General features: G+C 69.3%; 13 protein-coding genes. 1 reads left to right on the top strand and 12 read right to left on the bottom strand.

Annotated features, from left to right (window positions below; all coding sequences use genetic code 11):
- Positions 1-38 precede the first annotated feature (38 nt).
- Positions 39-710 carry a phosphohydrolase gene (locus U5A56_RS30160; RefSeq protein WP_321926098.1) on the top strand — a complete coding sequence of 224 codons (672 nt, stop codon included), beginning with the start codon at positions 39-41 and terminating at the stop codon, positions 708-710.
- A gap of 73 nt (positions 711-783) precedes the next feature.
- Here the strand turns inward: U5A56_RS30160 and U5A56_RS30155 are convergent, their stop codons facing one another.
- The 12 genes from U5A56_RS30155 to U5A56_RS30100 all read right to left on the bottom strand — a co-directional run bounded on the left by U5A56_RS30155 (position 784) and on the right by U5A56_RS30100 (position 16,075).
- Positions 784-1,896: an alkene reductase gene (locus U5A56_RS30155; protein WP_321926096.1), complete on the bottom strand. Its 1,113-nt coding sequence runs from the start codon at positions 1,894-1,896 to the stop codon at positions 784-786.
- 162 nt (positions 1,897-2,058) lie between these two features.
- Complete coding sequence (locus U5A56_RS30150; protein ID WP_321926094.1) at positions 2,059-3,276, bottom strand: MFS transporter; 1,218 nt, start codon at positions 3,274-3,276, stop codon at positions 2,059-2,061.
- 661 nt (positions 3,277-3,937) lie between these two features.
- Positions 3,938-4,855 (bottom strand): LysR family transcriptional regulator, encoded by a 918-nt coding sequence (locus tag U5A56_RS30145; protein ID WP_044847103.1) that lies wholly within the window; start codon positions 4,853-4,855, stop codon positions 3,938-3,940.
- Between the two features lie 71 nt (positions 4,856-4,926).
- Positions 4,927-7,188: a xanthine dehydrogenase family protein molybdopterin-binding subunit gene (locus tag U5A56_RS30140; protein WP_321926092.1), complete on the bottom strand. Its 2,262-nt coding sequence runs from the start codon at positions 7,186-7,188 to the stop codon at positions 4,927-4,929.
- Positions 7,188-7,688, bottom strand: a complete 501-nt coding sequence (locus U5A56_RS30135) for a (2Fe-2S)-binding protein (protein WP_321926091.1) — start codon at positions 7,686-7,688, stop codon at positions 7,188-7,190. Before U5A56_RS30135 ends, U5A56_RS30140 begins: the two co-directional genes overlap by 1 nt.
- A complete protein-coding gene (locus U5A56_RS30130) occupies positions 7,685-8,968 on the bottom strand; it encodes a cytochrome c (protein ID WP_321926089.1) in 1,284 nt (427 codons plus the stop codon). Before U5A56_RS30130 ends, U5A56_RS30135 begins: the two co-directional genes overlap by 4 nt.
- Before the next feature lie 424 nt (positions 8,969-9,392).
- Complete coding sequence (locus U5A56_RS30125; RefSeq protein WP_321926087.1) at positions 9,393-10,091, bottom strand: hydrolase; 699 nt, start codon at positions 10,089-10,091, stop codon at positions 9,393-9,395.
- A gap of 206 nt (positions 10,092-10,297) precedes the next feature.
- Entirely contained in the window at positions 10,298-11,422 is a 1,125-nt protein-coding gene (locus U5A56_RS30120; protein ID WP_321926085.1) for an FAD-dependent monooxygenase, read from the bottom strand.
- Between the two features lie 169 nt (positions 11,423-11,591).
- Complete coding sequence (locus U5A56_RS30115) at positions 11,592-12,737, bottom strand: amidohydrolase family protein (RefSeq protein WP_321926084.1); 1,146 nt, start codon at positions 12,735-12,737, stop codon at positions 11,592-11,594.
- 29 nt (positions 12,738-12,766) lie between these two features.
- Complete coding sequence (gene actP, locus U5A56_RS30110; protein ID WP_321926082.1) at positions 12,767-14,413, bottom strand: cation/acetate symporter ActP; 1,647 nt, start codon at positions 14,411-14,413, stop codon at positions 12,767-12,769.
- Positions 14,410-14,769, bottom strand: coding sequence for a DUF485 domain-containing protein (locus U5A56_RS30105; protein ID WP_044847111.1), 360 nt, complete (start codon positions 14,767-14,769; stop codon positions 14,410-14,412). Before U5A56_RS30105 ends, actP begins: the two co-directional genes overlap by 4 nt.
- A 79-nt stretch (positions 14,770-14,848) precedes the next feature.
- A complete protein-coding gene (locus U5A56_RS30100) occupies positions 14,849-16,075 on the bottom strand; it encodes an FAD binding domain-containing protein (RefSeq protein ID WP_124521104.1) in 1,227 nt (408 codons plus the stop codon).

Genomic DNA, 16,075 nt, shown 5'->3' with positions numbered 1-16,075 from the left:
ACAATTTTCCGCCCCGGCGCGGGGCAGAAGGAGACGAGATGAGTGGAGCGCCGACGTGCGCACCCGCCGATGACGAAGTCGCCGGCGTTCGCATTCCGCGGACGCCGATGGCGATCGAAGCGGCCGAAGCGGCGTGTGCATCGTTGCCGCCGGTGCTGACCGGTCACGCATGCCGGGTGTTCGTCCTGGCGTCGCTTGCCGCGCGCCGTGCCGGCGAGACGCTCGATGCCGATGCGCTGTACGTGGCCGCGATGTACGCGAACATGGGACTGAGCCCCGCCTATTGCCGCTCGAGCGCGCGCTACGAGGTCGACAGCGCCGATGCCGCGCACGCGTTCCTGCTGCGGCATCACACGTCGCAGCGTCAGTGCGACGACGTGTGGCGCGCGATCGCGCTGCATACGACGCCCGGTGTGGCCGCGCGCGTCTCGCCGCTGGCGTGCGCGCTGGCCGAGGCTGTGGCGGCGGACCTGATGGCGAGCGGCTTCGACGCGTATTCGGCGGACGAGCGTCGGGCGCTGCTCGCCGCGTACCCGCGCGACGAAGGGTTCGGCGACGCGTTCCTCGATGCGGTCGCACGTGGCGTCGCGCACCGGCCGGCGTCGACGTTCGGCACGTGGAGCGCCGATGTGCTCGAGCGTGCCGACCCGGATTTTCAGCGGCCGAATTTCTGCGGGCGCGTGCTGGGTGCGCGCTGGAAGGACGTTTGACGGCGTCGTTTCGGGGCCGGTGGCGCGAGCTTGCCGCGGCGGCAGTTTGGCCGCCGCTGCGGTGCTCGGGCGTTCAAACGTTCACGCCCGCCGCGTCATGACGCGCATAGTCGACATAACCCGCGCGGTCGCCGCCATACCAGCCGACCGTCTTCGGCGCGGCGAGCGGCGCCTTCGCCGCGATGCGCTCGACGAGATCGGGGTTCGCGATGTAGGCGCGCGCGAACGCGACGAGATCGGCGTCGCCCGCGTCGATCAGCGCATTCGCGGCCTCCGGCGCGATGCCGCCGTTGACGATCAGCGTGCCGCGATACGCGTTGCGCGTGTTGGCGACGATCCGCGGCAGGTCCGGCTCGCCGCTCCAGCCGTTGGTATCCGCCGCGTGCAGATACGCGACGCCGGCTTCGTCGAGCATGCGGCCGACGTACGCATACGTCGCATCCGGATCCGCGTCGCGCACGTTGTTGTACTTCGCGTACGGCGAGATGCGCACGCCCACCCGGTCGAGCGGCAGCACGCCGCCGACCGCGTCGACGATTTCCTCGAGGAAGCGCGCGCGGTTCGCGACCGAGCCGCCGTAGCGATCGTCGCGGCGGTTCAGCGTCGACGACAGGAACTGGTGCGGCAGGTAGCCGTTGGCCGCGTGAATCTCGACGCCGTCGAAGCCGGCCGCCTTCGCGCGCAGCGCGGCCTGGCGGAATTCCTCGACCGTCGCGGCGACCTCGTCGGTCGTCATCGCGCGCGACGGCGTCGCGTGAATCTTCGTGTAGTAGCCGTTCTGCAACTGCGCCCACACCTGCAGCTGTTCGAGATCGTCGTTGACGCCGGACGGCGACAGCGGCGCTTCGCCGCCGAGCAGCGTCAGCGAGCTGACCCGGCCGCCGTGCCAGAGCTGCGCGAAGATGCGCCCGCCGTTCGCATGAACTGCGTCGGTGACCTGCTTCCAGCCGGCAGCCTGCTCGTCGGTGACGAGCCCGGGCGTCAGTTCGAACGCCGCGGAGGCCGGGCTGACGTTGGTCGCTTCGGTAACGATCAGGCCGGCGGATGCGCGCTGGGCGTAGTACTCGGCCATGAGCGCGGTCGGCTGGCCGCGCGAAGGCGCGCGAGAACGCGTCATCGGCCCCATCACGATACGGTTGGGAAGCGGCAGGCCGCGCAGATCGTAGTTGCCGAGCAGGGTAGACATGATGAATTCCTTTTGCGTGGAGCAGGGCGGCGCCGCGGATCGTGCGGCCGTGGCCGGTGTCGCGGCGGGCCCTGCGGAAAGTCGGAGGTGACGTGCCGGCAGCGTTCCAATGGCGCGAGCGACCCGAGCGGCGTTCGCGCGTGAACCGGTGCCGGCGCCGGTTCAAGCCTGGGCGTGGCGTTGCGCGTGCGGCCGCCCGATCACGAGGTAGTGGGCGAGCGCGACGATCGGGAACGCACCGGCGACGGCGGCGACGAGCGGCCAGCTGCCATGCTCGTACAGCGGGCTCGCGAGCGCGGAGCCGACGGCGCCGCCGACGAAGATGCTCGTCATGTACAGCGCGTTCAGGCGGTTGCGGCTCGCCGCATGCAGCGCGTAGATCTCGCGCTGGCCGAGCACCATGTTCATCTGCACCGCGAAGTCGAGCACGATGCCCGTGACGACGAGGCCGTACAGCCCGGCGCCGTGGACCAGCGCGACCGCGTACGACAGCGCACCCGCGACCAGCGCGATCAGCGTGGCCCGCACCGTATGGCCGGCATCCGCGAGGCGGCCGGCGACGGGCGCCGACGTCGCGCCGATCGCGCCGACCAGCGCGAACAGGCCGATGGCCGATTGCGACAGGCCGTAGTGACGCGTGAGCTCGACCGGCACGGCGGTCCAGAACAGGCTGAACGACGCGAACATCAGGCCCTGGTAGAACGCGCGATGGCGCAGCACCGGCATCGTGCGGACCAGATGCAGCAGCGAGCCGATCAGTTCGAAATAGGTCGCGCGGTGATCGGGCTGGCGCGACGGGATCGTCAGCGCGAGCACGGCCGTCACGAGCGTCATCAGCACGGCGGCGGCGGCGAACACGAAGCGCCAGCCGAACGCGTCGGCCACCACGCTCGACAGCGGGCGCGCGAGCAGGATGCCGAGCAGCAGCCCGCTCATGATCGTGCCGACCACGCGGCCGCGGGAATGATCGGGCGCGAGGTGCGCGGCGAGCGGCACCAGGATCTGCACGGCGACCGAGCTGAAACCGATCAGCAGCGAGATCGCGAGGAACGGCCCGGGCGTATGCACCATCGCCGCCGCCGCAAGGCTCGCGATCGACACGACGGCGGTCGTGATCATCAGCTTGCGGTTCTCGAGCAGGTCGCCGAGCGGCACGATGAAGAACAGGCCGAGCGCGTAGCCGATCTGCGTCAGCGACACGATGAGGCTCGCGGTCGCGCCGGACATGTGCAGGCTCGGCGCGATGAGTTCGGTGATCGGCTGCGCGTAGTACAGGTTCGCGACGATCGCGCCGCAACTGAACGCGAACAGCAGGATGAGGCCCTGCGTGAGCTTGGCCGCGTGCCCGTGGGGCGCGAGCGGGGTGGATTCTGCTGACATGGTCGACTCCTTCGAAAGAGATGTCGGGTGCCCGGTCGTCGGGCGGATGATGCGGTGTGGGTCGCGGCGAACCGGAAGCCGCCGCATTGCCGTCAAGATTATTGATCGATCGATAACAAGGGAATACGGTCGCCGCGCAATCGAGCATTGCGCGGCGCGCAAAGGGGGCGAATCGCGGGCGGCGTCATGCGCGCCCGCCGCGGCAGGGATCGGCCGCGAACCGCATGCCGGTGACGGCGAGCCCGGCCGCGGCGTGCGCGCAGGCGGACGCCAGTGGCGGGGAGCCTGGCCGACGCGAGCGCGCAGGTGGACGCCCGGGGGCGGCCAGATGACCGCACAACGGTTCGCCGTTCGTGTCGGGAAAGTGGTCAGGCGGCGCAGTACCGCGACCGCGCCGCCCTGAGCGGGCCACGGCCGGTCGCGACGTTCGTGGACGGCGGCCTCGCGGCCGACGCAAGGCAGCGTGACGGCGGCGGCCACGTCCGCGATGGATGGAGCCGCCGGCGATCGCGATCTTCATGATGGCCTCTCGTCGCGGGCCTCCGGCGCGGATATCGCGGATCGCGAAGCCCATGAAACAAGTCTGGATCGCGCGGGCTGAATCGTCCTAAAACGCCGCCTTAAATCACTTGATTCATGCGCTGCGCGACGCGGGCGGCCTTCAGCCTCGCTGGCCCTGCAGCGTCGGGATCTGCGCGAACAGGCCGGCGAGCCAGTCGACGAAGACCTTGAGCTTGACGGGCGTGTGCCGGTTGGGCGGATACAGGATCGAGATCGGCCGCGGCGGCGTGTTGAAATCGGTCAGCACCTCGCGCAGGCGTCCCGATTTCAGGTACGGCTCGACCAGGTACAGCGAGGTCTTGATCAGGCCGATCCCCGCGACGCCGCATGCGATGTAGGTGTCGGCGTCGTTGACCGCGACCGTGCCGCACATCTGGATGATGCGCGTTTCGCCGTCGACGACGTAGTCCCACGGCCGCGGCCGGCCCGTATCGGCCGACATGTGGCTGACCGCGATGTGCTGCGCGAGGTCGTCCACCGTATCGGGTGCGCCGCAGCGCTCGAGATACGCGGGGGCCGCGCAGGTGCAGGTGGTGAGGCTGCCGATCCGCTTCGCGACCAGTCCCGAGTCGTCGAGCGCGCCGATGCGCACGACGCAATCGACCCCCTCGCCGACGAGGTCGATCTGCCGGTCCGTCACGCCGAGTTCGACCGAGATGCCCGGGTGGGCGGCGAGGAATTCGGGCAGCGCGGGCACCATGATCTGTTTCGCCATCGCCGGCGGCAGGTTCACCTTCAGGCGGCCGCGCGGCACGTTGCGCGCCTGCGAGACGGCCGCTTCCATGTCGTCGATCTCGCGCAGCACGCCGACGCAGCGTTCGTAATAGGCCTGCCCGTCCTCGGTCAGCGAGATGCGGCGCGTCGTGCGGTTCAGCAGCCGGCAGCCGAGATGCTGTTCGAGCGTGCTCAGCAGCGCGGACACGCGCGGCGTCGTGAGCCCGGTGGTGTCCGACGCGCGCGTGAAGCTGCCCGTCTCGACGATGCGCGTGAACACGCGCATCGAAAGCAAGGTATCCATCGTTCAGAAATCTCCAGCCTGTCGGGTTGCCGGCGCCGGTCCGTGCCGGCGCGGTCGGTTGTGAGGTGCGGCTATGCGTCGATCCGTTTTCTGAGCGAATCGCCGGCGAACGGCATTTCGCGCATGCGCTGGCCGGTCGCGTCGAAGATCGCGTTGGCCAGCGCGCCCGCGGTCGGCCCCATCGACGCCTCGGCCGCGCCGAGGAACGGCGCACCGGGGCGATTGATCAGATGCACCTTGATGCTTTGCGGGGCCGAGCCGAACCGCAGGATCGGATAGCTGCTCCAGTCGAAACTGCGAATGCGCTGCGTATCGTATTGCAGCGCCTCGTACAGTGTCCAGCTGGCGGCCTGCACGATGCCGCCCTCGATCTGGTTGCGGATGCCGTCCGGCGACACGACCTGGCCGGCGTCGACCGCGACTTCCGCGCGATCGAGCGTCACGTGGCCCGTCTCCGGCTCGACCGTGATCTCGATCGCGATCGCGACGTAGGCCATCAGGTTCTTGTACTTGCCGAACGCGAAGCCGACGCCGCGATTGCGCGCGCGCGGCGGCCGCGGCCAGCCGAACCGGGCCGCGGCGAGCTGGATCACCTGCCGCGCGCGAGGGTCCTGCATGTGGCGCAGGCGGAATTCGACCGGATCGACGCCGGCCGCGTGCGCGAGCTCGTCCATGAAGCTCTCGATGGCCCACACGTTGGTGTGCGCGCCGAGCGAGCGCATCGCGGAAGTCTGCAGCGGCATCGTCGGCGAGAAGTTGTTGACGATGTGCATGTTGGGCAGCGCGTACAGCGGGATCGCGTTGCGATCGCCGCCGCCCTCGGGCTGCAGCATCGGCGTCGACGGCGCGGACACGAACGGCGGCTCGAGCATCCGCGCGGGCAGCAGCCGGCCGGCATTGACGATGCGCTCGTTGTGCGAACTGCTCCACAGCGCATAGTTCCAGTCGACGATGCGACCGCCCGCGTCGAGCGACGCGCTGAGCTCGGTGACCATCGCCGGCGTGAAGTGGTCCCACGTATGTTCCTGCTCGCGCATCCATTGCACGCGGATCGGCTTGCCGGGCATCGCCGCCGCGATCAGCGCCGCATGCGCGGCCGCATCGTCCGCGCCGTTGTGCCCGTAGCAGCCGGAACCCTCGGTGTGGATGCAGCGCACGCTCGCCTTCGGCAGCGACAGCATCTCGGCGAGGGCGTCGCGCAGCGGGTAGACGCCCTGCGAGTGGGTCCACACCGTCAGCGTGCCGTTCTCGAGATGCGCGACCGAACACGACGGCCCGATCGAGCCGTGCAGCAGGTAGTTCTTCAGGAACGTGGCGGACAGCGTCTTCGTCGCCGGCGCGGTGGGCGCATGCGTGTTGGCGATTTCGATGCGCTGGGTCGCGATCCGCTTCAGCTCCGTGTGGACCGTCGCGCGATCGGGCAGCGCGCGGCCGCCGGACCAGCGGCAGCTTGCGGCCAGCGCGCGCTGCGCGACGACCGCCTGCCATTCGCCGTGCGCGACGACCGCGAGCATGCTGCCGTTGCGCACGATCCGCACGACGCCCGGCATCTTCAGGATCGCGGCTTCGTCGAACGACTGCAGTGCCGCGTCGTACACCGGCGGCATCACGACGCGCGCGTGCAGCATGCCCGGCAGTTCCATGTCCTGCACGTAGCTGACGCCGCCCGTGACCTTGTTCGGAATGTCGACGCGCGGCAGCGACGTGCCGATCACGGTGAACGTGGCCGGGGGCTTCAGCGGCGAGGTCGGCGTTGCGTTGCGGTGCAGGTCGACGGTGCGCACCGCGTCGCCGTAGCGCATCGTGCGGCCGTCCGGCGCCGTGATGACGGCATCGGCGACGGTGAGCGTGCGCGGATCGACGCCGAACTGCTTCGCCGCGCCGTCGACCAGCAGCCCGCGCACCTGCGCGGCGGCGTTCAGCAGCGCGGAGCCGCTGTCCGCCATCGTGTGGCTGCCGGCCGTCAGGCCCTCGTCCGGCGACGCGCCGGTGTCGGCGGTCAGGAACGTGATCAGCGAGGGCTTCATGTTCAGCTCCTCGGCGGCTACCTGCAGCAACGCGGTGCGCACGCCGGTGCCGAGCTCGACCTTGCCGGTAAACACGGTGACCTTGCCGTCGGGCGCGATCTTGATCCACGCGTCGAGCAGCGGGTTGGTCTTGAGGCTGCCGGCCAGCGTTTCGGTGGCCTTGGCGACGTGGACGGCGGCGCCTTCGTCCGCGATCACGACTTCGGCGGCCGCGCGCGCGGCCGGCGCGAGGCTGAACGCGACGAAGAGCGCGCCGGAGACCATGAAGTGCCGGCGGCCTTCGTCGATGTCGTCGGGTGCGTTCATCAGATTCCCTTGCTGATCATGACCGGCGCGGCGGACGGTTCCGGCTCCGGCAGGCCCGCGACCTGGCGCACGGCGGCCAGGATCCGCATGTGGGTGCCGCAACGGCACAGGTTCGGTTCCATGTGGGTGCGCAGCTCGCGTTCGGTCGGTTTCGGGTTGCGTTCGAGCAGCGCCTGCGCACGCATGATCATGCCCGCGATGCAGTAGCCGCACTGCGCCGCCTGATGGTCGATGAACGCCTGTTGAAGCTTGCCCGGATGGTCGGCCGTGCCGAGGCTTTCGACGGTTCTGACGCGGCGCTCGCCGAGCGCGGCGACCGGAATCAGGCACGAGAACATCGGCTTGTCGTCGACGATCACGGTACATGCGCCGCATTGCCCGAGGCCGCAGCCGAATTTCGCGCCGTGCAGGTGCAGGTCGTTGCGCAGCGCGTACAGCAGCGGCGTCGACGGATCGATGTCGAGCGTGTGCCGCACGCCATTCACGGTGAGGGTGATCATGGTGCGCGGTCCTCCTTTCTGAGCTTCGCGGCGAGGGTGTCGATGCCGCTCCATGCGGGGCGATCGGAATACGTCTCGCGCAGGTAGGCGGCGAGATCCGCGATCTGCGCGTCGTCGTACTGGTCGAGGTAGGACGGCATGTAGTTCAGCGTGTCCTCGCCATGCCAGCCGATGCCGTTGAACATCATCTGGATCGCGTTGCGCGGCGTGTCGGCATGGACGGCCGTGCTGAACGCGAGCGTCGGCCGCTCGCCGATCGATTGCATCGGCGAGGCCGGCCCGTGACACTGCGCGCACGACGCCTGGAACAGCACCGCGCCGCGCTGCGCGGCCGGCGTCGTCGGGCCGTGTTCCGCGGTGGCCGTCGTTGCGGGACGCGCGGCGGCCGGCTTCTGGATGGACAGGATGTACGCGGCGATCGCCTCGACGTCTTCCGCCGGCACCGTCGCGAGATCGCGCGTGACCGGCAGCATCGGTCCGGCAGCCGCGCCGTGCTCGCTCGCGCGGCCGGTGCGCAGGTACGTGACCAGTTGCGCTTGCGTCCACGGCCGGGCCGCGTTGCCGAGCGTGTTGAGCGGCGGCGCGTCCCAGCCGTCGACGATGCCGCCGTCGAACGCCTTGCCGGCCTGTTCGCCGCCGATTGCGTTCAGCGGCGAATGGCAGGACGCGCAGTGCCCGAGGCCGTCGACGAGCATCTTGCCGCGATTCCATTGCGCGGATTGCGACGGATCGGGCTGGTACGCGCCCTCGCGCAGGAACAGCACGTTCCAGAACGCGACCAGCGGCCGGAAGTTGAGCGGGAAGATCAGGTCGTTCGCCGGCGTCTTCGTCTGCACCGGTTCGCGCGTCATCAGGTACGCGTATGCGGCCTCGATGTCCTGGTCGGACATCCGCGTGAAATGGATGTACGGAAACGCCGGGTAGAGCGGATGGCCGTCGCGGGCGATGCCGCTGCGCAGCGCGCGCGCGAACGCGGCCTGCGACCAGCGGCCGATGCCCGTGTCGGCATCCGGCGTGATGTTGGTCGCGTAGATCGTGCCGAATGGTGTCGCGAGCGGCAGGCCACCGGCGAACGGCTTGCCGTCCTTCGCGGTGTGGCACACGACGCAGTCGCCGAGCGCGACGACGCGTGCGCCCGCGCGCACGAGCTGCGGATCGAAAGACGTGCGCGCGGGCGGATCGACCGGCGCGATCGACGGCCGGACCATGATGCCGATCGCGACCGCGAGGCCGACGATCGCGACAACCGCCGCGCCGAACCAGAGTCGTTTGTGCTTCATGCGTACTCCCGGCGAGCCGGTTCCGGCGTCATGCGGTCGGCGGGGCAACGGAGCGGACGCCGGCCGTGCGGTTCGCACGCCGCGGCGCGGATCCGCTTGCCGTGACAGACGGGCCAGCGCGCGCGGCTTTGCCGACGCGTGCCGGCGCAGGAAATTGCAGCAGGGGCCGCCGGGTGGCGACGGTGCATCGCCGACCGGTTCGGCCATGACAAGCCGGTCCGGCGGCAGCGATTCGCGGCGGAGATCATGTCGTCGCTCCAGGAGAGGTGTGTCGCGCACGCGGTCCGTGGCCCGCTCGGCGACTGATGGGGGCAGTCTACGCTGGCGGCAGCGCCGTTTCCTGAAACCGCGCTGAAACGTTCTGAACGCAGGCGGCGGGCGGGTTGCGGGGCGCGGCCGCGATCGTCGGCCGTTTCGTCTGCCGTCATCTGCGCGCGATCGGTGCCGGCACCGGCGCAAGCATCGCGTGCGGTTCCTTCGCGCGCTGCGGCGCGTTGTGGACCATCGTGTATGCGTAGTCGACGCCCATCCCGTATGCGCCGGAATGTTCGCGCACGATGTTCATCACGGCATCGTAGGTTTCGTGCCGCGCCCAGTCGCGCTGCCATTCGAGCATCACCTGCTGCCAGGTGACCGGTACCGCGCCGGCCTGGATCATGCGCTGCATCGCGTACTCGTGCGCTTCCTTCGACGTGCCGCCCGATGCGTCGGCGACCATGTAGATCTCGTATTCGCCTTCGTCCATCGCGCACAGCGCGAAGGTGAGATTGCACACCTCCGTCCACAGACCGGCCGCGACCACTTTCTTGCGACCGTTCTTCGCGAGTGCGTCGCGCACCTTCTGGTCGTCCCACGAGTTCATCGACGAACGTTCGAGGACGGGCTGGTTCGGAAAGACGTCGAGCAGTTCCGGGAACGCATAGCCGGAGAAGCTCTCGGTCTCGACCGTCGTTATCGTGGTCGGAATGTCGAAGGCCTTCGCGGCCTTCGCCAGCCCGACCGCGTTGTTCTTCAGCGTCTGCCGGTCGATCGACTGCACGCCCAGTGCCATCTGGGGCTGCAGGTCGATGAACAGCATCTGGCAGTTATGGGGCGTCAGGACATCAAGTTTAGGATTACGCATGATATTGGCCTCGCGGGTCGAATGGAATGCATGACGGCGCCGGAATCGGCTGCGCCGCGCCGGGTCGACGCAGCGGGTTCGCTGAATGAAATCGCGCGCCGACGTGTCAAGCTTAGGAGCGGGAATCGGTCGGCGGAAATAAAACGTTATGAATCGGTGCCGATGCGACGTGCGCGTGCCGACGCGCGAACCGCGCCGGCAGCGCGTCAGGGCGGCGTGCCGAGGCCGAACGAGGCGGCCAGTTGCGGCCCTTTCTCGAGCAACGAGATCACGTCCGCCCGTCGTCGCACCGACCATTGCGCGAGACGCTCGACGACATCGGACGCGTCGGCCGGCAGCGCCTGCGCGAGCGACACCGCATCGCCTGCCGCCTTCGACGTGCCGGAGGCCGTATGCGGGCGCACGGTGCACGCCGCATCGCCGATCAGCACGACGCGGCCATCGACGAAGGCGGGGCTCAGCGCGTCGAAGATCGCCTGGTTGAACGGCGCGCGCGTGGCGAGCACCAGTTGCGACAGGGATGCCGGCAAGCGCGCTTGCGCCAGTTGCCGCAGCGTGCCGACGACCTCGTCGGCCAGCATCCCCGGATGCACCGACGCGTGATGGACGTTGCCGTGACGATCGGTCAGGTGGCGGCGCAGCGCCGCGCGATCGGTTTCGTTGCGATACCACAGCCAGTTGAAACGGCGCGTGCCCGGCGCGAGCGAGCCGTCGAGCGCGGGAATCAGGAAGGCCATGAACAGCTCGCCCGGCGCCTTGTGAAGGGTCATGTTCTCGACCAGCGGCGCGATCGCGGCAACGTCGAAATCGGCTTCGTCGACGATGCCGCGCCACGCGAGATAGCCCGCGAATGACGGCGCGTAGCCGGGAAACAGGTGCGTGCGCAGGGTCGAGCCCGACCCGTCCGCCGCAACCAGCACGTCCGCGCGAACGTGTTCGTCGCCCAGGTGCACGTCGACGCCCGTCGCGTCCTGCGTGAAGCCGGTGACCGTGCGGCCATAGCGGATGCGTCCGCGCGGCAGCGTGTCGCACAGCGCCCGGTAGACGGCGTCCCACGACGAGAACGGCAGCATTTCGGGTTCGTCCCGCGTGACGCTGCCGTCGCGCTCGATCCAGCGACGCCGACGCGTCGGCACGCTGATCATCTGCCGGCAATGACGGCCATGCTGTTCGAGAAACGCCATCATCCGGCGCAGCACGGCCACGCCGCCGCCCTGGCCGCGCAGCGGAGACGGCGCGCGCTCGTAGACCGTCACGTCGTGCCCGATGCAATCGAGCGTCAGCGCGGCCGCGAGACCGGCGATCGAGCCGCCGGCAATGACTATTTTCATCGTGCGTGACTCCTTGTTCGAAAGGCGGCATGGCGGTACGGTGACCCGGCTGCGCAGCGACGTTTGCCGTGCGGTGCCGACGGCTCGCCGGATGATGGCATGTCGGCCGTCGGGCTGCGCCGATCGTGCAAGCGTCGTCGCGCGAGCGCGACATGGCGGCCCGATCGCGCTAGATCCGCAGCAGCTTTCCCGCATTGCCGCCGAGTATCAGCGCGCGCTGGGCCGCGCTCAGGTCGAGCCGGTCGAGAAAGCGGACCGGCTGTTCGTAACCCATGTCGAAGCAGTAGTCGCTGCCGAGCACGAGCCGGTCGATGCCGACGTTCGCGATCAGGAAGTCCAGCACGGGCCCCGAATGGGACACCGTGTCGTAGCTGAAGCGCCGCAGATAGCTGCTGGGCTTCTGCGCGAGCCGGCGCGTTTCGGGGCGCACGGTCCAGCCCGCGTCGAGGCGCCCCGCGACGATCGGCAACGCGCCGCCGGCATGCGGCAGCGTGAAGTGCAGGTCCGGATGGCGGTCGAGCACGCCACCGAGGATCAGGTGCGCGGCCGCGATCGCCGTGTCGAACGGATTGCCGAGCAGGTTGCTCAGGTAGAAATCGCCGAGCCGTGCGCCGCCGACCGTTTGCTGCGGATGCAGGAACACGGGCAGGTTCAGTTGCTCGATGCGCGCGAAGACCGGTGCGAACGACGGGTCGTCGAGATCGCGATTGTCGATGTTGGTGCCCATGTACAGGCCGCGCACGCCCGGCAGCTGCGCGGCGCGCTCGAGTTCGTCGATCGCGTCGGTCGCGTTCAGCATCGGCAGCGTCGCGAGTACGACGAAGCGCGTCGGATGCCGCTCGTAGACGCGCGACGCGGCCGAGTTCCAGTCGCGCGCGAGCTTCGCATTGAACGGCCGGTCGGCCCAGTACGCCATCGGCACGCTGAGCGACAGCGCCTGGACGTCGACGCCGGACGCATCCATGTCCCGCAGCCGCGCGTCGACGTCGATGAACTTCATCGGCAGCGGCCCGAGGCCGCCGGCGGGCGTGCGGAACGTGAACGACGCGTCGTCGCACGTGAACGACCCGCCGAAGCGCTTGCCTTCGCCGCCGACCAGATTGCAAAAGCTTTCCGGGTAGTAGTGCGCGTGGATGTCGATCGCGCGCGGCCGCTGCAGCGGCGCGGTGGCCGATGCGGCCGGCGTGCTCGCGGTTGCGGCAGCCGGTGCCGAACGGCCGGCCAAGGCCGTGCCGGCGAGCGCGGCGAACGTGCCGAGCAGGCGTCGCCGGGCCGGCGACGGGCAGCAGGTGCAGGTCAACGTGGGATGTCTCATGAGGATGTCGACTCTTCGAATCGTGCGGCTCAGCCGCGTTGTGTGGTGCCCGTTGTGGTGCCCATTTCGCACGCGACGAGCTGGGTGTCGAACTGCGCACGCTCGTGTCGCGCGCGGGCCGAGCGATCGGTGACGGAGAACAGGACGACGCCGGCGAACGCCGCCGCCATCGAGAACAGTGCCGGGTATTCGTACGGATAGACCGCATGCGCATGACCGAGCACCGTCACCCACACCGTCGGGCTCAGCACCGTGAGCGTGACGGCGGTGGCGAGCCCGAGCAGGCCGCCGAGCACCGCGCCGCGCGTCGTGAGCCCGCGCCAGTAGATCGAGAGCAGCAGCACCGGAAAGTTCGAGTTCGCCGCGATCGAGAACGTGAGGCTGACGATGAACGCGATGTTCTGCTTCTCGAACGCGATGCCGAGCAGGATCGCGAGCACGCCGAGCACCACGGTCGTCGCGCGCGCCACGCGCATTTCCTCCTGGTCGGATGCGCGTCCGCGGCGCAGCACGTTCGCGTAGAGATCGTGCGAGATCGCCGACGAGCCCGCGAGCGTGAGTCCGGCGACCACGGCGAGGATGGTCGAGAACGCGACCGCGCAGATGAAGCCGAGGAACACGTTGCCGCCGACCGCGTGCGCGAGGTGGATCGCCACCATGTTCGCGCCGCCCGTCACGGCGCCGGACGCGTCGTGGTATTGCGGGTCCGGCGCGACGAGCGCGATGGTGCCGAAGCCGATGATCACGATCAGCACGTAGCCGACGCCGACGATGCCGGTCGCATGGAGGATGCTCTTGCGGGCAGCCTTGACGTCGCCGACCGTGAAGAAGCGCATCAGGATGTGCGGAAGGCCCGCTGTGCCGAAGATCAGCGCGAGGCCGAGCGACACGGCGGAGACCGGATCGGAGACCAGGCCGCCCGGACGCAGGATCGCCGCATGCTTCGGATGCACGCTGACTGCCTGCGCGAACAGTGCGTCGAGGCTGAAGCCGAAACGGCCGAGCACCATGAACGCCATGAACGCCGCGCCGGCGAGCAGCAGCACGGCCTTGATGATCTGGATCCAGGTGGTCGCGAGCATCCCGCCGAAGAATACGTAGACGACCATCAGCACGCCGACGACGAGCACCGCGACCGTGTAGTCGAGGCCGAACAGCAGCTCGACGAGCTTGCCCGCGCCGACCATCTGCGACACGAGATACAGCAGCACGATGACGATCGAGCTCGACGCCGCGAACGCGCGGATCGGCCGTTGCCGCAGGCGATAGGACACGACGTCGGCGAGCGTGTACTTGCCGAGGTTGCGCAGCGGCTCGGCGATCAGGAACAGGATGATCGGCCAGCTCGCGAGAAAGCCGACCGAATAGATCAGGCCGTCGTAGCCGCTCGTAAACACCAGCGCGGAGATACCGAGCAGCGATGCCGCGGACATGTAGTCGCCGGCGATCGCCCAGCCGTTCTGGAACGCGGTGATCCGGCCGCCGGCCGCATAGTGGTCGGCCACGCTGTGATTCTTGCGCGCGGCCCAGCGCGTGATGGCGAGCGTCGACGCGACGAACAGCAGGAACATGCCGATCGCGACCGGGTTGTGCCCATGTGCGATCGCCGCGGGGCCGGCCGCGAACGCCGGTGCCGTGCCGGCGGCGGCGATCGCGGCGAGGAGCAGGCGTTTCATGGCGTGTCTCCGTGACGAAGGGACGCGACGAGCGCGTCGTGGACCGAATTGGCCTGGAATACGTACAGCGCGACGAGCGCGAACGTGACGACGAACATGCCGAAGCCGACCGGGATGCCCCACGGCGTCGGCCGGCCCGGCACGATCGGCTGGCCGAGCAGCGCCGGCGAAAACGCGAGCGTCAGGATGAACGCGAAATAGAGGGTGAGCATGACGAGCGTCAGCGACCAGGCGAGCAGCCTTCTGCGCCTGACGAGCGTGCGAAAACGGGCATCGCGCAGCAGCGGATGCATGGCCTGCGGCGGCGAATCCAGGTCGGGCGCGGTGCCGGCGGTGGCCGGAAGCGGGTGGTTCACGGTGTCTCCTTGAGGGATCGGATGTCGTGGCGGCGCTGCGGACCTCGCGTCTCGTACGCGACGTCCGCCCGCGCCTGGCTCAGAAATGCGGCGGCACCGCGGTTTCCCGCATCACGACTTCCGGCGTGCGATAGCGCTCGGCCATTTCGCGCTCGGTGTCGTTTTTCAGTTGCGCCTGCATGTACGCGCCGAGATGGCGCGCGTGCTGCACGATCGCGACGCCGAAGGCGGTGCGCGTCTCGCTGTATTCGCACAGCGCGTCGAGCGTGTCGGCGCGCGTGGCGAGCGACGCGACGAGCGCGAGCGCATCGCCGGCCGCCTTCGTGACGCCCATTCCGCAGTGCGGCCGCGCGACGAACGCGGCATCGCCGAGCAGCGCGATCCGGCCGAACGCCATGCGCGGCACTTCGAGGTCGTAGATCGGCTGGAACAGCGGCTGCGTCGCGCGTGCGACGACTTCCGCGAACTGCGGCGCGAGCAGTGCGTCGGCCGCGTCCTCGAGATCGGCGAGGACGTCGCGCCGGATCAGCGTCGGCGGAATGCCGCCGGCCCACAGCTTGCCGGTCTCGTCGGTCAGCAGGTTCGGCAGGTCGGTGTCTTCGCGCGTCGCGCGATACCAGACGAAGTTGTAGCGGCGCTCGCCGGGTTGCGTGCTGTTGCCCTGGCCGGCGACCGGGTAGCCGAGGATCTGTTCGTGCGGCGGCAAGCCGAACGCGAACTTGTCGAACAGGCTCGCGTGGGTCGCTTCCGACAGCGCGGCTTCGTCGACCAGCCCGCGCCATGCGACATAGCCCGCGTATTGCAGCTGCGCGTCCGGCAGCAGCCGCTCGCGAATCGCGGAGCGGAACCCGTCGGCGGCAATGACGAGATCGGCATGCACGACCGAGCCGTCGGACAGTGTGATAGACGCGTGCTCCGGCCCGTCCGCGACGTCGGTCACGACGGCGCCCGCGTGATAGTGCTGATCGGGCAGCGCCGCACGCAGCACGTGGTACATCTTGCTCCACGCGGTGAGCGTCTGCGGCAAGCGCCGTTCCGATTCCACGGCGCCGTCCTGCGACAGCGTGATGCGCGACTCGACCTTGACGCCGATCGACGCGTCGATGCGCACGCCCGCGGCGAGCATCACGTCGAACAGTTCCGGATGCGTGACGATGCCGGCACCACGGCCCGACAGCGCCTCGGGCACCCGCTCGTAGACGTCCACGTCCCAGCCGTTGCGCAGCAGGAGGTTGGCGGCGAACAGCCCGCCCAGCGAGCCGCCCACGATCGCCGCCTTGCGTTTGCTTGCAGTGATGTTGTTCAT

Source organism: Burkholderia sp. BCC1998 (assembly GCF_905339875.1).
In the GTDB taxonomy this organism is placed as follows: Bacteria; Pseudomonadota; Gammaproteobacteria; order Burkholderiales; family Burkholderiaceae; genus Burkholderia.
Note: the sequence above shows the minus strand (reverse complement) of the source record. Positions and strands in the feature narration are given on the sequence as shown.